This is a genomic window from Acinetobacter sp. YH12052 (genome assembly GCF_013419835.1).
GTDB lineage: Bacteria > Pseudomonadota > Gammaproteobacteria > Pseudomonadales > Moraxellaceae > Acinetobacter > Acinetobacter amyesii.
Window position 1 is genome coordinate 1 of record NZ_VOZI01000028.1, and the last position, 14713, is coordinate 14713.

The following is a 14713-nucleotide window of genomic DNA, read 5'->3' on the forward strand; positions in this document are numbered from 1 at the left end:
AGCAAGTAACTTGGACCAGTGTTGATCATTTAGCATTGTTCGAGGCATAGCGAGTGTAAAATTGGGTTTGGCGATTTAATTTTACTATCTCGCTATTTTTTTAATCAACAAATGTCAACAGACCCTATTTTTTTCAAAAAAAAAAGACCCCGAAGGGTCTTTTTTTTATGAGGGTTTACTCAGCGCTATTTTCTTGGACAGGACTTTCTATCAATGCCTTTTTGCCAATTGGAATTTGGCGTGGCAGTTTTTCTTCAGGAATAATACGCTGTAAGTCCACTGTCAATAAACCATTTTCATATAGGGCTTGTTGCACTTCTATATGTTCATCTAAGCGTAAAGACAGTTTAAATGTACGACGAGCAATGCCTTTATGCAGGAATTCCACAGTTGTATCTTGCGCTTCAGTTGGTTTACCTGAAATGCTTAGCACTTGATTTTCTAAGTTTAGCGAAAGTTCATCTTCTGTAAAACCTGCGGTTGCCACCACAATGCGATAGCTATTTTCAGCCGTTTTTTCAATATTGTATGGCGGGTAATTTGGTGTGTCGCTTTGCATGGCATAATCAAATAAATCGTTGAAACGATCAAAACCAATGCTACGACGGAAAAGTGGGTTAAGATTTAAACTACTCATAATTAGAACTCTCTTTAATAAGCAAAGTTGTAACAATAAGAAATGTTCAGTGATGCTTGGCATCCACTGTTCACTAACAAGATCGTTTGATCCTTGTACATGTATCAATATCGGTCTGTGCTGATTTTTTTCAAGGGATTTTTATAAAAAAATTATATTTTTTGAATTTTTGTACCTTAAGTGATTTTAAAAGCAAAGTGATAATTCACATTTTAACGTTACTTTTCAGAAAAACTGACAAGCTTTCACTGGATTAAACATGTTATACATAAAGCAAAATGAGATTGCCTTACTGAAAATTAAAAAGGAATATAGATGATTGATCTCTACTATTGGGGTACACCCAATGGACATAAAATTACCATCGCTTTAGAAGAAATGGGTTTGGAATACCAAATTTTTCCGATTAATATCTTGGAAAATGATCAATTTCAGCCAGACTTTTTGAGAATTTCTCCGAACAATAAAATCCCTGCAATCGTGGATCAGAATGGCCCACGAGGAGAGTCGATTTCAGTTTTTGAGTCTGGTGCGATTCTGCAATATCTTGGACGTAAAACAGGTTTGTTTTATCCAGAAGATGAGTTTGAGCGCGTTGAAGTTGAACAATGGTTGATGTGGCAAATGGGTGGTTTTGGGCCCATGTTAGGACAAAATCATCATTTTAGTCGTTTTGCACCTGAACGTATTCCGTATGCAACTGAACGTTATGTAAATGAGTCTAAACGCTTATATAAAGTTTTGAACCATCAGTTGATTGGTCAAAAATTTGTGGCTGGAGAGTATTCGATTGCAGATATGGCTATTCTGCCTTGGGCACTGCGTCATGAATGGCAGCAAATTCAGCTGGAAGATTATCCATACGTGAAAGACTATATCGATCGACTGACGGCCCGTCCAGCGGTACAAAAAGCCTTAGCAATACACGTTTAAAAAAAGAGCATGGAAACATGCTCTTTTTTTACGAAATAAATAGAAGCTTTTTCCACCAAGGTCTTTGGTTTTCTTTCAGGGTCTTGAGTGAGAAGGGCTGTACGGCAACAAAGGGGGAGGCTACACCATTTTCGATATAAGGTTTGAACTTGGCACGTAAAAGTGACTGCTCAACCCGCTTATCAATGTGTGTAAGTCCAGAGCTTTTGATTAATTCAGCTTTTTGAACTTCGCCGGTGGCTAAAACATATAGTTTGAAACTGAGGTCACGATTTTGATTGCCCAGATCGTCATTGTTGAAGTTAAAAATAGGTCGCTTTTTCCAAATCATTTGATCTTGTGTAATCAAGTGTTGTTTGGCAATTTCAGAAGGACTTTGTGCATATTAAGCGGTCAAAATTTGTAATAACACGATAAAACTTAAGCAAAGAATTTTTTTCATAAAGTGAGTTAAAATTATTCAATATTTGCGTGGCAGATTAGAAGTCTCATGTATAAAAGTAAAGTGCGGAAAGACTCCCCTTAAGATTTTAGATAGGACGGAAGAAAATTCTAACGCTGTGTTAGAATGCGGCGCTGCCGAAAAGAACGCGTTGTTGACGGCTTAGTTGGACGATTTTGCGATGAAAGACTTTTTCTTAAATTTTACCCGTATTGTTGAAAATAACCCAAGAATCTATTGGAGTATTATTTTTGGTATTGCAGGCTGCTTAGTGCTATTTGTCGCTGAAATTGTGCATGTTCAAAATATTCTTGCAGATTTACATACCAAAGATCAAAACTTGATGCGAGCTGCGATTGAACCGATTTCTTCACAATATAAATGGTCGAGAATCGTTGTAATTGTTGCAGCAGTGCTTTGGTCAAATTTTGAATATTTGAAGTCGAAGAAAAAATTAGGTCTCTAAGCATTCGTTTCGATGTGGTCGTTTTTAGTTTTATTCTTCGCGGCATTTGGGGCTGCGACCTTACTTCCTTTACAGTCCGAAGCCGTATTGCTCGGCTTGTTGAGCTATGGTCAACATAATCCATGGCTGCTGATTGTGGTGGCCAGCATTGGTAATATTCTCGGTTCTTGTGTGAATTGGTGGCTCGGTTTAAAAGTAGAACATTATAAAAATAAAACATGGTTTCCCGTGTCAGAGCTGAAAATGCAGCAGGCACAGGGTATTTATCACAAATATGGTTATTGGTCTTTGCTACTGAGTTGGCTGCCGATTATTGGAGACCCTATTACTTTAATTGCGGGTTTAATGAAAGAAAACTTCTGGCGCTTTGTGTTCATGGTGACCGTAGCGAAAACCGGGCGTTATCTCTGTATTTATCTTATATTTTTAGGTTTCTTCTGAGATAAAACAGGGCATTGAAACATTCAATCCCTGTTTGAAATGTTGAATCTATTATTTATTTACAGCCATTTACTTGAAACTGAATTTCATCTTTAAAGTTCGACTTTTTGTAGATCCAAAGGGTGCTCGCAGTACGTTTAACCGAGATCTGACTATTTCTTAGTGCTTCAACGACTTTCTGATCGAGTGCATAAATGCCAGAGCCTTGCTTGATCTTCACCTTTTTCACTTGTCCGTGTTTGTCCACTTTAAAGTTAAATTTGACTTTACGATCGTGCTGTTTCAACTCATGACTAGTGAGATCTAATTTTGGTTGAGATACATATTGGAATGGCGTTTTCTTATTTGCACTTTGTGCATTCCAAACTTTTGAATCAAAGTTGAAATCACATTCAGGCGTATTGCCTTTAACTCTCAAATTAAACGCTTGATAGCCAATAATGGCTTTGGATTCACCATTTTCTAAATGTGGCTTGACTTTAGCTTTTTTGACAGCAGAAATTAAGATTCGGTCGAGTTGATCGACCCCTGTACTTTCTTCAACACTTGCATCGGTAATTGTACCTTTTGCATTCGCTGTGACACGAATAATGGCCGCGCGGTCACGTTGCTTGAGGTCTTCATTGGCATATACTGGTTTTGGAAAAACCGACCAATTTAAACGCGTGGTTAAATGCGCAGGAGCAACTTCAATATTCTGTGCCGGAAGCTGATGGGTTTTGGTTGAAGCACTAAACGCTGTAGAAAATGGAGCGCAGGCCAAAAGGGTTAAGCACAGATATTGTTTCATAAGTCTATTCTTGCATCACGTCGTAGAGTGATATTGAGTCGATATTGCTGCGCAGTATTTCCTGTATTGAAAATACTGGCAAGGTGTAAATGAAAAATATTCTCTTATTTTTTCGACTGGTGAGTAATGTCCACGCCAAATAAATCACGTGTTTTCGCCCAACTGATTGCTACTACAGCCATTGTCATACAGCCACCACATAGGAAGATTGGTCTTTGCCGATGAGCTGGATGCTCATGATTCGCGATCCCATGAGGTTTATAGCAGGCATAGTAAATGAAAAAAATGGCGACTTTTATTCATGGTCACTCTAGCAAATGCAGGTAGATATATTTTTATCAAGCTACATTTTATAGGCTAATTTTAATGATTTAATTATTTTCACAATCACTGCTATCGAGACGAATTTGATCTGTAGCTGTCATTTTAAAAAATGGAAACCATGATTTTTTAGATTGAACTGCTGTATGGGAAATGATTTGTTTGATTTGTTCATCGATATATTGATTACCAGAACTTTCTATCAGTGTAATGTCTGGAGTGGTTACTGTATTTTTTTTCATTGTGAATGTTATGGAGATAGACGGACTAGTTTTAGTGAACAGACTTCGATCTAAATAGATAGATTGCAAAGTTCGTTGATATTTAAATGCGGTTTTTGCGCCTTTGTCTTGAGCTTCATAAACATTTGAATGAAGTTCTATTTTGCATTGAGGTGAAATACGACTTGGGGAATCAGTATTTTCTTCAATAGTTTCTAGTTTAATAGGTAGGTCAGCAACAAATGAAGTGGCTTGACCATGCTCTATATAAGGCTTAAATCTTGCATATCTTAAGGATACGCTGATTTTTCGATCCAAAGCATCTAAGCCTGTACTTTTGAGAGTTTCGACTTGAGTCACTTTACCAGTCTCATTTACATATAAACGTACAAGAAATTCACGAGACTTACCTTTTAGATCATTTGCATTAAAGTCAATTCTTGGTGTTCTAAGCCAACTAACATCACTAGATTTTAATTTAACTTCTTTGGGCATGGTGTTTAGGTTAGTATCAGCATAGGAATAGCCACATAAAATACTGCTCAGTAAAATCAATGTTTTAATTTTCATAAAATAAATCTTAAATTATTAAAATAAAGGAGAAAAATAGAGTGTAAATCATCCATAAAAAAAGGGCAAAATGAATATTTGCCCTTAATATGATCGGTAAATTTATTTTTTTAAATTTTCATTACTTTGGGTGATATCTACTTTAAATAAATCATGTGTTTTTGCCCAACTGATCGCAACTACAGCCATGGTCATACAGCCACCAAAAAGTGTCGCCATGATCGTACCCATATATTTTGCTGCAAGTCCCGATTCAAAAGCTCCAAGTTCATTACTACTGGAGACAAACATGCCATTGACCGCGGCTACACGGCCACGCATATTTTCAGGTGGATAGAGCTGTAAAATCGTTTGACGCACGACGACAGAAACACTGTCACATGCACCAGTCATTGCCAGTGCAAAGAGTGATAACCAAAGATGGCTTGAAAATGCGAATAAAATGGTAAATACACCAAAACCCGCTACAGCCAATAACATATTACGCCATGCATGATGAGTTGGAGGGAATTTGGTCAATGCAATCATAGTGATCAGGGCGCCAATAGACGGTGCTGCCCGTAAGTAGCCTAAACCTTCAGGCCCGACTTTTAAAATATCTTCGGCAAAAATCGGTAAGAGGGCAATCACGCCACCAAAAAGCACAGAAACTAAATCGAGTGAAATCGCCCAAAGGACAATTTGGGTTTTCCAGATAAATCGAAAACCTTCACTTAAACTATCTTTTAAATTGTCAGATTCAATTTTAGGAAAACTGCGTTTATTGAGTAGGTTAATGAGAACGAAGCAGACCGTTAATAGCGCCGCAACACTGAGTAAGCTGGTTTCACGGCCTAAAAATGCCAACATAAAACCGCCAAGCATTGGCCCAATAATCACCCCACTTTGCCAACCAATCGTTGTCCATGTTGCACCATTGGCATAGAGCTCCCGCGGGATTAAAAAAGGTTTAAGCGACGTTGCCGAGGGATTATAGAAACCACGGATCGTTCCAAGCCCAAAAATGACCGCATAAATACCCCAAGACAGTTGGGTGACATCAATTTGGCCGAGACCATATTGGTGAAATAACCCCCAAAGAATCAGTGGCATCGGTACAGAAAAAAACAGACAAATTTTCATAATGGTCTGTTTATTGAAACGATCTGCAAAGTATCCTCCCCACAAAGAGAGAGCAATAAAAGGAATTGCTTCGGCTAAACCAATTAAGCCCAGTGTTAGCGGGTCTTTGGTGATTTGATATAGTGAATAAGCAACGATAATTTCTTGAATCAAAATGGCTAAGGTCAGACAAAATTGATTAAGCGTAACAATCGAGAAATCCCGATAACGTAGGGCTGCAAAAGCATCCTGTGCAGGTTTCATAATGGACATTAATAGTTGGCGTGCCGACATTATATAAGCCTTATTGGGCATCGCTTATAAAATCATCGGAAAATCTATATCAGAAAATTAATTAAGTTCGATATTCGGTAGAAAGATTCGCTTTTGTTTTGAGCAAAGATGCTTTAGAATACTCGCTCCCTTACCTGCAGGGCGTCTTTGCAATGGTGCAGGCGTGCCGAACAGGTGTTCAAAAGAGGTTCTTATGCCTAAGATGAAAACTCGCCGTGGTGCAGCTAAACGCTTCAAGCCAACTGCAAACGGTTTTAAACGTCACCAAGCGTTCAAACGACACATTTTGACCAAAAAATCTGCTAAGCGTATCCGTCAATTACGCGGCTGTGTAATGGTTCACGTAAGTGACGTTGCTTCAGTTCGCCGTATGTGCCCATACATCTAAGGAGATTATAAATGGCTCGTGTTAAACGTGGTGTACAGGCTCATCGCCGTCATAAAAAAATTCTTGCTCGTGCTAAAGGTTACTACGGCGCTCGTTCACGCGTATATCGCGTAGCGTTCCAAGCAGTAATCAAAGCAGGTCAATATGCTTACCGTGACCGTCGTCAAAAGAAACGTCAATTCCGTGCTCTATGGATTGCGCGTATCAATGCTGGTGCTCGTCAAAATGGTTTGTCGTACAGCCGTATGATCGCTGGCTTGAAAAAAGCTCAAGTGATTATCGACCGTCGCGTACTTGCTGACATCGCTATGCATGACGCAGTTGCGTTTGCTGCTTTAGCTTCTAAAGCTAAAGATGCATTAGCTGCATAAGTCTTTATGACTTAAAAAGGGACCGCTTTTAGCGGTCTTTTTTTGGGCTTTAAATTCTTATGTAAGCTTAACCAATATTAATCGGTTTTTGTTTTAAGCTGGACATAAGCAAGGTCTCGGTGCTGAAAATGATAGTTATGCCAATGATAATAAATGGGAAATTCATAAATTGCATTTATTTTAAAGTGCGTGTTGTAGAAAGGTGTTTTGGGTAAAATATGAAAAGTTTGCTGGTTGTCTAATAACAACCATTTCTGACCATCTGCATCCATTGAGAGTAATTGCGCATCGGTCATTTTATGAGTGCCAAAATGCAAAGCATAATAACTATGCAATACCGGCATTAGAAAAAAGCTCAGGCTCAGCGTTAAAAATGTACTGGACAGCACGCTTCCTGTAAACGCCATTTTGGGAATATCTTTTTGTATCCACAATACGCTTGGAATGAAAATCAGCAGAAAAATAATGGCCAAACACAGCAAAACCGGATAATTGGAAATGTAAAAGAACTGCGCTTGCGCGTTTAAATATAAGCCCAAAATACCAATAGGAACGCTGCCGATAATCAGGTAGGCGATCCGCGGGCTGATCTTGGTTTGCAGAATTAAATTTTGCAGATCTTCTTGAGAAAGCGTCAGCGCCGCAATCTCATCCTGAAAATTATAATATTGTTTGAGTATTTGAATCAGCTGCCCTTTTTCATGTTCACTTAAGCATGCAAGGTGCAGTTGAGATTGAACATTTTTAAGGGGGAAGAATAAAAGCTGTGGATTTTCTTTGTTGGCAGTCTGATAAATAGGACGCTGCAGCCATGAGATCCGTTTTGGGCGTTTTATACCAAGAATGGCAAATTGACAGTATTCTACCTCCTGCCGCTGAATGAATGTGCTGAGAGGTATTTTCCACAAGCGGTAATAAATTTTATCAGGCGTAATGACCAATTTAATCTGCGTTTTTAAGTAATCAATGACAATTATAGATACGATGTAGAGCAGGATCAGCTGGGCATGATCGGCTTGCAGCTTGTAAATCGGGAAATTTTTTAGGGTGAATTGCAGGTATTCAATCACTATGCTGACGTTAAGCGGTTGAGCTTGATCTCTAAACCATTTGAAAAAAGGTATAATAAAGACCATCGCAATGCCTAGTAAAATAAGCATTAAAATTGTTGGCCATGAAATCAGCGGTTTTTTAGCATAAATGTCAAATTCTGTTTTCATAAAGTCTCATAATAATTATGTTGAAATTTTATATTTAAGTGTTTGGTTACTATATTTAAATTTTGAATATTTGATCGATGCTTAGCGCTAAATTATATCTGAAAATGAATAGGCTAGGTAGGTGCTGCGCCCCGAGCCACGGTTTGTGCGTATTATGTCGTGATTTCAATGTTTAGCTTCGATCTTGTTGCCTGGCCGGTTTGTTTAATGCTCAGTTGAAGGCCCGCACATGCACACGGTGCTTTTCGCTCAGAACGGGAAGGTATTTATATTGCGCATGTTCATCATAATTGCGGGCAGAATTAATTCATTCATCTGGGGACAGCTAGAATCTGTTTTTTTTATAAGGCGTGCAGATAGGGGGGACGGCCATAAATGAATGGATAAATACCAACTGAAAAATTATTGGATCAATATAGTCTGTGAAAAGTGTGTTTTTATACTGCAATTGAACCTGACTTTATCAATATCGATGCAGATCTTTTAAATTATCGTGAAGAATAAAAGTTAACCTATCTTATCTAATACTGTTATCTTGAAGTAGGTTCACTTGACTCAAGTAGATCATCATGACAATGAAAAAAATAAACGTAGTCGGTACATCTGCTACAGGAAAATCAACATTTTCTAGGGCATTGGCAACAAAGCTTGGTTTGCATTACATTGAATTAGATAACTTGTTTTGGCTAGATGATTGGCAAGAATGTCCTGACGAAATCTTTTTTGCGCGTATCGGAGCTGAAATTGCTAAAGCGAAAAATGGTTATGTTATTGATGGCAATTATACTCGGGCGATTCCTGTTAAATGGTCTGAAATAGATACGGTGATATGGTTAGACCTTCCGTTTCCAGTCAATTTATACCGCTCTGTAAAGCGCGCATTTTCTCGGGCTAAATCCAAACAAGATCTTTGGCCAGATTCAAATAATCAGGAAAGTTTGTGGCGGATGTTTGGTCGAGATTCCATTGTCTGGTGGATGATTAAAACCCATAAAACGAATCGTGAAAAATATCTACAGATGATGAATGCACCTGAATATCAACATATTCAATGGATTCGTTTAAAGTCTGCAAATGCAGTTGATGCATTTTTAGAACAATTGGACTCTTATGTTTTTGATGTTTAAGTTTTGATGTTTTATCAATAAAAAAGTGCAGTTAAGTTACAGAAATAATCTTTATACCGCGCTTTGCGACATGCCTAATGTATGGATAGAAAAGAACAAAAGGAAAATAAAATGTTGGCTGAAATAGTTGGTATGGGTCAAGGTAGCATTACTGTAGAGCTCGAAATGATTCCCCGCAAAGGTGAGGCAGTCAAAATCATGTATGGTGCAGACGCAGAGCTTGAGGGGGAAGTAGTCTCTGTCAGTCATTATATTAATCAACATGCCGATCAGCATCGCGTTCGATTAGAAATTCGTCCGTTTAATTATTTAACGACCTCATAATTTTGAGGTCATTCATACATAAGCATGTTCATAAAAAAAGCCCTTCTATGAGAAGGGCTTTTTAATGTCAATCACATTTATACAGTTAAAGTCCGAAGTAATAAGCCAATAAGCAAATCACTACCGTAATAATAATTAAGGTAATCACTCCACCTGCACCGGGTTTATGGGTTGGATTTGGCGTGTGTGCATGCTGAGGATTTGATTTTCTTTGCTCAGTTTTAAATCCATCTAGAGGAGAGCTTTCGACCACAGGAGTTAAACGTGCAGTTTTATAGTGATTGGCGATTTTTACGATAAATTTAGCCGTTAAATCTTCAGTTTTTTGAGCAAAATGGCGTAAATTTAACTGTTCTTCAGGTGTATAGATGCTGCCATCTGCATGATAGGGATGCTGAATTTTAGACTGTATATGGCGGTTTAATGCATCTAAGCGATGTAAGCTGTCATGTGCGAAATCCGCTTGTGCATCCGTTGGCAAGAGTGCGAGTTTTGCGGATTCATTTGATTCGCTGCTTAGATCAGGCTGCGTACCATAATAAGGTGTGCCCAACACCTCCGGCTCAATAAAACCTTCCGCAGGTTTTTGTAAAAATAATTCTGCTTCAGTGAAGTTATGAATATCATCCCATTTTGGTAACTGCATATCTGCTTCGATGCGTTTAATGAGTTTATGGTTCAGCTCATAGCGCCAAAAGGTTTCTCGACGAATTTGCAGTTGTTGGGATGCCGGTGCTTCATAGTCATTTTCTGCGTTATACCACTCGGCAAGTTCTTTACCAAAAATCCATGCCTGCTTTTTATTTTTTTCGTGGCTTACAATAAAATGGGCAAAGGGAAGAAGTTCAACGTTAGCATTCGGATTTTGTTCATCATTCAGCAAGCTGGAGCTATGTAAACTTAAGCGTTGTACCCCTTGTTTTTTTAAGCCTTCTAGCCAAATTTGGAAATGTTGAGCCAATAAATGCTGTGATAGCAAATCACGAAAATGGAAACTGTGCTGATCAAAAATGTGGTGATTCAACCAACGTTGAAAACTCAAACCTTGGTTGAGAAATTCATTGCCATAAGTGACGAGTGTGAGCTGTTGTTTCCAGATTGGATCGAGTGCCATAAAGATTGGATCCCATTGATATTGTGTTTATCTTATACTTTTTTTAAAACTTGATGCTAATGCAATTTTAACTTGTGAATGCGCTTCATCATAACGGCTAAAAACTGTTAGAATAAGGGGTTTATATTATTTTTTTAAATTGTTGCTTTGAGAGTTACTATGTCACTGGAAGCCCTGACCACTGAAGCGCTCGCTGCGATTGCAGCAGCAGAGGACCTTGCTACACTCGACCAAGTGCGAGTGCAATTTACAGGGAAGAAAAGCCAGCTCGCGGAACAATCGAAGTCGCTCGGTAAAATGGACCCAGAAGAACGTAAAGTTTTTGGTGCTCAAATTCATGCCGTTCGTGAATCGATTACTGGCGCACTGACTGCTCGTCAAGCTGAATTACAAAAAGCTGCATTAGAACAAAAGCTTGCTAGCGAAACGATTGATATTACTTTACCCGGCCGTGGTCAAACGGTGGGTAGTATTCACCCTGTGACTCAAGTTCAAGAACGTATTTGCCAATTCTTTACCAAAGCTGGCTTTACTGTTGCGACTGGTCCAGAAGTTGAAGATGATTATCACAACTTTGAAGCATTGAACATTCCGGGTCATCATCCTGCACGTGCGATGCACGACACTTTCTATTTTGATGCGAATCATTTACTTCGTACGCATACCTCAGGCGTGCAAATTCGTACGATGGAAAATCAGCAGCCTCCAATCCGTATTGTGTGTCCTGGTCGTGTTTATCGCTGTGACTCAGATCAAACGCATTCTCCAATGTTCCATCAAATCGAAGGTTTGTATGTGGCTGAAAACACCAGCTTTGCAGAACTAAAAGGTTTGTTGGTTAACTTGTTAAATGAATTTTTTGAAAAAGATTTGAAAGTACGTTTCCGTCCATCTTATTTCCCATTCACAGAGCCAAGTGCAGAAGTGGATATCATGGATGAACGTGGTAAATGGTTGGAAGTTTTGGGCTGCGGTATGGTGCATCCAAACGTTTTACAAGCCGCTGGCATTGACCCAGAAAAATACAAAGGCTTTGCCTTCGGTTTAGGTGTAGAGCGTTTTGCCATGTTGCGTTACGGCATTAATGACCTGCGTATGTTCTACCAAAATGATGTGCGTTTCTTACGCCAATTTGCTTAAACAGTTTTATACCTCTCCCTAACCTCTCCTAAAAGGAGAGGGGGTGTCCATCATGACTTAGGGTTCGTCCTCTTTCTTTAAAGGGGCGCTAGAGGGGATTAGAAATTTAGAATTAATAGGTTTTTATACAATGAAAATTAGCGAAAATTGGTTGCGTACATGGGTTAACCCAGCCATTGATAGCGATACACTTTCTGACCAACTGACCATGTTAGGTTTAGAAGTTGATGATTTATCTCCTGCTGCAAAACCATTTACTGGTGTAGTAGTCGGTGAAGTTTTAACAGTGGTTCAACATCCCGATGCTGACCGTTTACGTGTCACTACTGTAAACATCGGTTCAGGCGAGCCGTTACAAATCGTTTGTGGTGCTCCAAACGTACGTGTAGGCATGAAAGCTCCTGTAGCAACCATTGGTGCAGTACTTCCGGGCGATTTCAAAATTAAAAAAGGCAAGCTTCGTGGTGTTGAATCACAAGGCATGCTGTGCGGTGCGTCTGAAATTGATCTTGAAGATAAAATCGACGGTCTATTGGAGCTTCCTGCCGATGCACCTGTTGGTGTAAATGTGCGTGAATATTTAGATCTTGATGACAATGTGATTGATATCAGCATCACGCCAAACCGTGGTGACTGCTTCAGTATTCGTGGTATTGCACGTGAAATTGGTGTGATCAATCAACTTCCTGTAACTGCCCCTGAAATTAAAGAAGTTGCTGCAACAATTACTGATGAGAAGAACGTTGTTGTTGAAACTGATGGTTGCCCACGTTACTTAGGCCGTGTAATCAAAAACGTCAATACCAAAGCACCAACTCCTGAGTGGATGGAGCGTGCATTGGCTCGTGCGGGCATCCGTCAGCACAGTATTTTGGTCGATATTACCAACTACGTTTTAATGGAGCTGGGTCAACCTCTACATGCATTCGATGGCGGTAAAGTTGAAGGTTCTGTTCGTGTACGCCAAGCAACAGCAGCAGAAAAATTAACGTTGTTGAATGAACAAGAAGTTGAATTATCTGAAAACGTGATGGTGATTGCGGATGATCAAAAAGCTTTGGCGATTGCAGGAATCATGGGTGGCCTAAGTTCAGCGGTTTCTGATGACACCATTGAAATTTTCCTTGAGTCGGCGTTCTTTGATCAACTCTATATCGCAGGTCGTGCACGTAGTTTTGGTTTGCATACTGATGCATCTCAGCGTTATGAACGCGGTGTAGACTTTGAATTGCCGATGACGGCAATGCACCGTGCTTCTCAGCTTATCGCTGATTTAGCTGGTGGTGAGTTTGGTCCAATTACTGTTGCTGAAAAAGTAGAGTTATTACCAAAACGTGAAGCCATTGAACTGAACCAAGCGCAAGTCGATCAACTCCTCGGTTATAAAGTTGAATCTGCATTTATTACCGATGCTTTAACGCGTTTGGGTTGTAATGTCACTGTGAAAGCAGAAGGTGAGTGGACAGTTGTACCACCATCACACCGTTTTGACATGGCAATTTATCAAGACCTCATCGAAGAAGTTGCACGTATTCACGGTTACGACAATATTCAAATCAGCTTGCCGGTGATTGATGTCAAACTGGCGAAATACCAAGACCAATTTGAATTGGTTCAGTTACGTCAAACTGCAGTGGCTTTGGGTTATCAAGAAGCAATTAGCTTTAGCTTTGCTGATGCGAAACTTGAGAAACAATTGAATCCACAGGTTCAACCACTAGCGCTTGCAAACCCGATTTCTAGTGATCTTGCAGTGATGCGTTCAACCTTATTATCAAGTTTGATCCCATGTGTGCAATACAACGTGAACCGTCAGCAAAACCGTGTGCGTTTCTATGAGCTTGGTCTACGTTTTGATTATCAAGGTGCGAACAGCATTCATGATCTCAAACAGATACCAACCTTTGCACTAGTTGCAACAGGTTCGCGTACGACTGAATCTTGGCATGGTAAAGCACAGCCAATGGATTTCTTTGACTTTAAAGGCGATGTAGAAGAGATTTTAAATTCTGCACGTTTAAATGTTGAATATGTACGTTCAGAGCGTACCTGGTTGCATCCAGGTCAATCTGCTGAAATCTTAGTCAATGGTCAATCAATTGGTTACTTTGGTCGTTTACACCCATCTTTAGAAGATGAGTTGGATTTGGCGACAACTTGGGTAGCTGAATTGGATCAATCGGCTGTTTTGCAAACTTATGTATCTAATTTTACAGAATTATCACGTTTTCCGTCGGTTCGACGTGATATTGCGCTTTTAATTAGTGATAAGATTAATGTTAGTGAAATTCAGCAACTTATCGAAAAAACCGGCGGTGAGCTTTTAGACGCAGTTTGGTTATTCGATGTGTACACTGGTCAAGGTGTCGAAGAAGGCAAGCGCTCATTGGCATTTGCAATTCAATGGCAACATCCAACACGTACATTAGAAGATGCTGAAATCAAAACCGGTATGGATAACATACTTCAGGTGTTGGAAAACACTTACCAGGCGACATTGAGGGCTTCATGACAGCATTAACAAAAGCAGAAATGGCTGATCATTTAAGTGAGCTCACGAGTTTAAACCGTCGTGAAGCAAAACAAATGGTCGAGTTATTCTTCGATGAGATTAGCCAAGCGCTAATCTCTGGGGAACAAGTTAAACTCTCAGGTTTCGGTAACTTCGAGTTGCGTGATAAACGTCAACGCCCAGGCCGTAACCCGAAAACGGGTGAAGAAATTCCGATTTCTGCCCGTCGTGTAGTGACCTTCCGTGCGGGACAAAAATTCCGTCAACGTGTTGGAAATGAGCAGATCAATTGATCTGCTTT

The 14713-nt window shown here is 39.5% G+C and carries 17 protein-coding genes; 10 read left to right on the top strand and 7 right to left on the bottom strand.

Annotated features, from left to right (window positions below; genetic code table 11):
* Window positions 1-175: 175 nt before the first annotated feature.
* Window positions 176-637, bottom strand: a complete 462-nt coding sequence (locus FTU06_RS15505; protein ID WP_168378471.1) for an Hsp20 family protein — start codon at window positions 635-637, stop codon at window positions 176-178.
* Window positions 638-952: 315 nt separating this feature from the next.
* On the opposite strand from FTU06_RS15505, the gene FTU06_RS15510 reads away from it, so the two are divergent.
* Window positions 953-1570 (top strand): glutathione S-transferase N-terminal domain-containing protein, encoded by a 618-nt coding sequence (locus FTU06_RS15510; RefSeq protein ID WP_168378472.1) that lies wholly within the window; start codon window positions 953-955, stop codon window positions 1568-1570.
* Between the two features lie 28 nt (window positions 1571-1598).
* Here FTU06_RS15510 and FTU06_RS15515 read toward each other — a convergent pair whose 3' ends face one another.
* Window positions 1599-1919: an energy transducer TonB gene (locus FTU06_RS15515; RefSeq protein ID WP_168378473.1), complete on the bottom strand. Its 321-nt coding sequence runs from the start codon at window positions 1917-1919 to the stop codon at window positions 1599-1601.
* Window positions 1920-2193: 274 nt separating this feature from the next.
* Here FTU06_RS15515 and FTU06_RS15520 point away from each other — a divergent pair, with 274 nt between their 5' ends.
* On the top strand, window positions 2194-2478 hold the full coding sequence (locus FTU06_RS15520) for a hypothetical protein (RefSeq protein ID WP_078192639.1): 285 nt from the start codon (window positions 2194-2196) through the stop codon (window positions 2476-2478).
* Window positions 2479-2490: 12 nt separating this feature from the next.
* Window positions 2491-2919 (top strand): YqaA family protein, encoded by a 429-nt coding sequence (locus FTU06_RS15525; RefSeq protein ID WP_168378474.1) that lies wholly within the window; start codon window positions 2491-2493, stop codon window positions 2917-2919.
* A 55-nt stretch (window positions 2920-2974) separates the two neighbouring features.
* On the opposite strand, the gene FTU06_RS15530 is transcribed toward FTU06_RS15525, so the two are convergent.
* The 3 genes from FTU06_RS15530 to FTU06_RS15540 all read right to left on the bottom strand — a co-directional run bounded on the left by FTU06_RS15530 (window position 2975) and on the right by FTU06_RS15540 (window position 6186).
* Window positions 2975-3709 (bottom strand): energy transducer TonB, encoded by a 735-nt coding sequence (locus FTU06_RS15530; protein WP_180089851.1) that lies wholly within the window; start codon window positions 3707-3709, stop codon window positions 2975-2977.
* A gap of 371 nt (window positions 3710-4080) precedes the next feature.
* A complete protein-coding gene (locus FTU06_RS15535) occupies window positions 4081-4821 on the bottom strand; it encodes an energy transducer TonB (RefSeq protein ID WP_180007234.1) in 741 nt (246 codons plus the stop codon).
* A gap of 102 nt (window positions 4822-4923) precedes the next feature.
* Window positions 4924-6186 (bottom strand): MFS transporter, encoded by a 1263-nt coding sequence (locus FTU06_RS15540; RefSeq protein ID WP_180007267.1) that lies wholly within the window; start codon window positions 6184-6186, stop codon window positions 4924-4926.
* Between the two features lie 223 nt (window positions 6187-6409).
* On the opposite strand from FTU06_RS15540, the gene rpmI reads away from it, so the two are divergent.
* On the top strand, window positions 6410-6604 hold the full coding sequence (gene rpmI / locus FTU06_RS15545; protein ID WP_065994397.1) for a 50S ribosomal protein L35: 195 nt from the start codon (window positions 6410-6412) through the stop codon (window positions 6602-6604).
* Between the two features lie 11 nt (window positions 6605-6615).
* Window positions 6616-6975 (top strand): 50S ribosomal protein L20, encoded by a 360-nt coding sequence (rplT, locus tag FTU06_RS15550; RefSeq protein WP_004647525.1) that lies wholly within the window; start codon window positions 6616-6618, stop codon window positions 6973-6975.
* 77 nt (window positions 6976-7052) lie between these two features.
* On the opposite strand, the gene FTU06_RS15555 is transcribed toward rplT, so the two are convergent.
* Complete coding sequence (locus FTU06_RS15555) at window positions 7053-8195, bottom strand: hypothetical protein (RefSeq protein ID WP_180011779.1); 1143 nt, start codon at window positions 8193-8195, stop codon at window positions 7053-7055.
* A gap of 575 nt (window positions 8196-8770) precedes the next feature.
* Between FTU06_RS15555 and FTU06_RS15560 the strand changes: the two genes are divergently transcribed.
* Both FTU06_RS15560 and FTU06_RS15565 read left to right on the top strand, forming a co-directional pair.
* Entirely contained in the window at window positions 8771-9322 is a 552-nt protein-coding gene (locus FTU06_RS15560) for an adenylate kinase (RefSeq protein ID WP_180147492.1), read from the top strand.
* 111 nt (window positions 9323-9433) lie between these two features.
* Window positions 9434-9646 (top strand): hypothetical protein, encoded by a 213-nt coding sequence (locus FTU06_RS15565; RefSeq protein ID WP_111884721.1) that lies wholly within the window; start codon window positions 9434-9436, stop codon window positions 9644-9646.
* An 85-nt stretch (window positions 9647-9731) separates the two neighbouring features.
* Here the strand turns inward: FTU06_RS15565 and FTU06_RS15570 are convergent, their stop codons facing one another.
* On the bottom strand, window positions 9732-10760 hold the full coding sequence (locus FTU06_RS15570) for a hypothetical protein (protein ID WP_180147495.1): 1029 nt from the start codon (window positions 10758-10760) through the stop codon (window positions 9732-9734).
* Window positions 10761-10919: 159 nt separating this feature from the next.
* Between FTU06_RS15570 and pheS the strand changes: the two genes are divergently transcribed.
* From pheS to FTU06_RS15585, 3 genes are all read left to right on the top strand, one after another.
* On the top strand, window positions 10920-11900 hold the full coding sequence (pheS, locus tag FTU06_RS15575; RefSeq protein ID WP_078192633.1) for a phenylalanine--tRNA ligase subunit alpha: 981 nt from the start codon (window positions 10920-10922) through the stop codon (window positions 11898-11900).
* Window positions 11901-12030: 130 nt separating this feature from the next.
* Window positions 12031-14412, top strand: a complete 2382-nt coding sequence (pheT, locus tag FTU06_RS15580; RefSeq protein ID WP_180147498.1) for a phenylalanine--tRNA ligase subunit beta — start codon at window positions 12031-12033, stop codon at window positions 14410-14412.
* Window positions 14409-14705 (top strand): integration host factor subunit alpha, encoded by a 297-nt coding sequence (locus tag FTU06_RS15585; RefSeq protein WP_004783565.1) that lies wholly within the window; start codon window positions 14409-14411, stop codon window positions 14703-14705. Before pheT ends, FTU06_RS15585 begins: the two co-directional genes overlap by 4 nt.
* The last annotated feature ends 8 nt before the right edge of the window (window positions 14706-14713 follow it).

Bases quoted from the DNA above. Each gene is read 5' to 3' on its own strand.
- FTU06_RS15560 (WP_180147492.1), top strand. From the start codon at position 8,771: ATGAAAAAAATAAACGTAGTCGGTACATCTGCTACAGGAAAATCAACA.
- rpmI (WP_065994397.1), top strand. From the start codon at position 6,410: ATGCCTAAGATGAAAACTCGCCGTGGTGCAGCTAAACGCTTCAAGCCA.
- FTU06_RS15570 (WP_180147495.1), bottom strand. From the start codon at position 10,760: ATGGCACTCGATCCAATCTGGAAACAACAGCTCACACTCGTCACTTAT.
- rplT (WP_004647525.1), top strand. From the start codon at position 6,616: ATGGCTCGTGTTAAACGTGGTGTACAGGCTCATCGCCGTCATAAAAAA.
- FTU06_RS15555 (WP_180011779.1), bottom strand. From the start codon at position 8,195: ATGAAAACAGAATTTGACATTTATGCTAAAAAACCGCTGATTTCATGG.
- pheS (WP_078192633.1), top strand. From the start codon at position 10,920: ATGTCACTGGAAGCCCTGACCACTGAAGCGCTCGCTGCGATTGCAGCA.
- FTU06_RS15540 (WP_180007267.1), bottom strand. From the start codon at position 6,186: ATGAAACCTGCACAGGATGCTTTTGCAGCCCTACGTTATCGGGATTTC.
- FTU06_RS15505 (WP_168378471.1), bottom strand. From the start codon at position 637: ATGAGTAGTTTAAATCTTAACCCACTTTTCCGTCGTAGCATTGGTTTT.
- FTU06_RS15510 (WP_168378472.1), top strand. From the start codon at position 953: ATGATTGATCTCTACTATTGGGGTACACCCAATGGACATAAAATTACC.
- FTU06_RS15535 (WP_180007234.1), bottom strand. From the start codon at position 4,821: ATGAAAATTAAAACATTGATTTTACTGAGCAGTATTTTATGTGGCTAT.
- pheT (WP_180147498.1), top strand. From the start codon at position 12,031: ATGAAAATTAGCGAAAATTGGTTGCGTACATGGGTTAACCCAGCCATT.
- FTU06_RS15520 (WP_078192639.1), top strand. From the start codon at position 2,194: ATGAAAGACTTTTTCTTAAATTTTACCCGTATTGTTGAAAATAACCCA.
- FTU06_RS15565 (WP_111884721.1), top strand. From the start codon at position 9,434: ATGTTGGCTGAAATAGTTGGTATGGGTCAAGGTAGCATTACTGTAGAG.
- FTU06_RS15530 (WP_180089851.1), bottom strand. From the start codon at position 3,709: ATGAAACAATATCTGTGCTTAACCCTTTTGGCCTGCGCTCCATTTTCT.
- FTU06_RS15585 (WP_004783565.1), top strand. From the start codon at position 14,409: ATGACAGCATTAACAAAAGCAGAAATGGCTGATCATTTAAGTGAGCTC.
- FTU06_RS15525 (WP_168378474.1), top strand. From the start codon at position 2,491: ATGTGGTCGTTTTTAGTTTTATTCTTCGCGGCATTTGGGGCTGCGACC.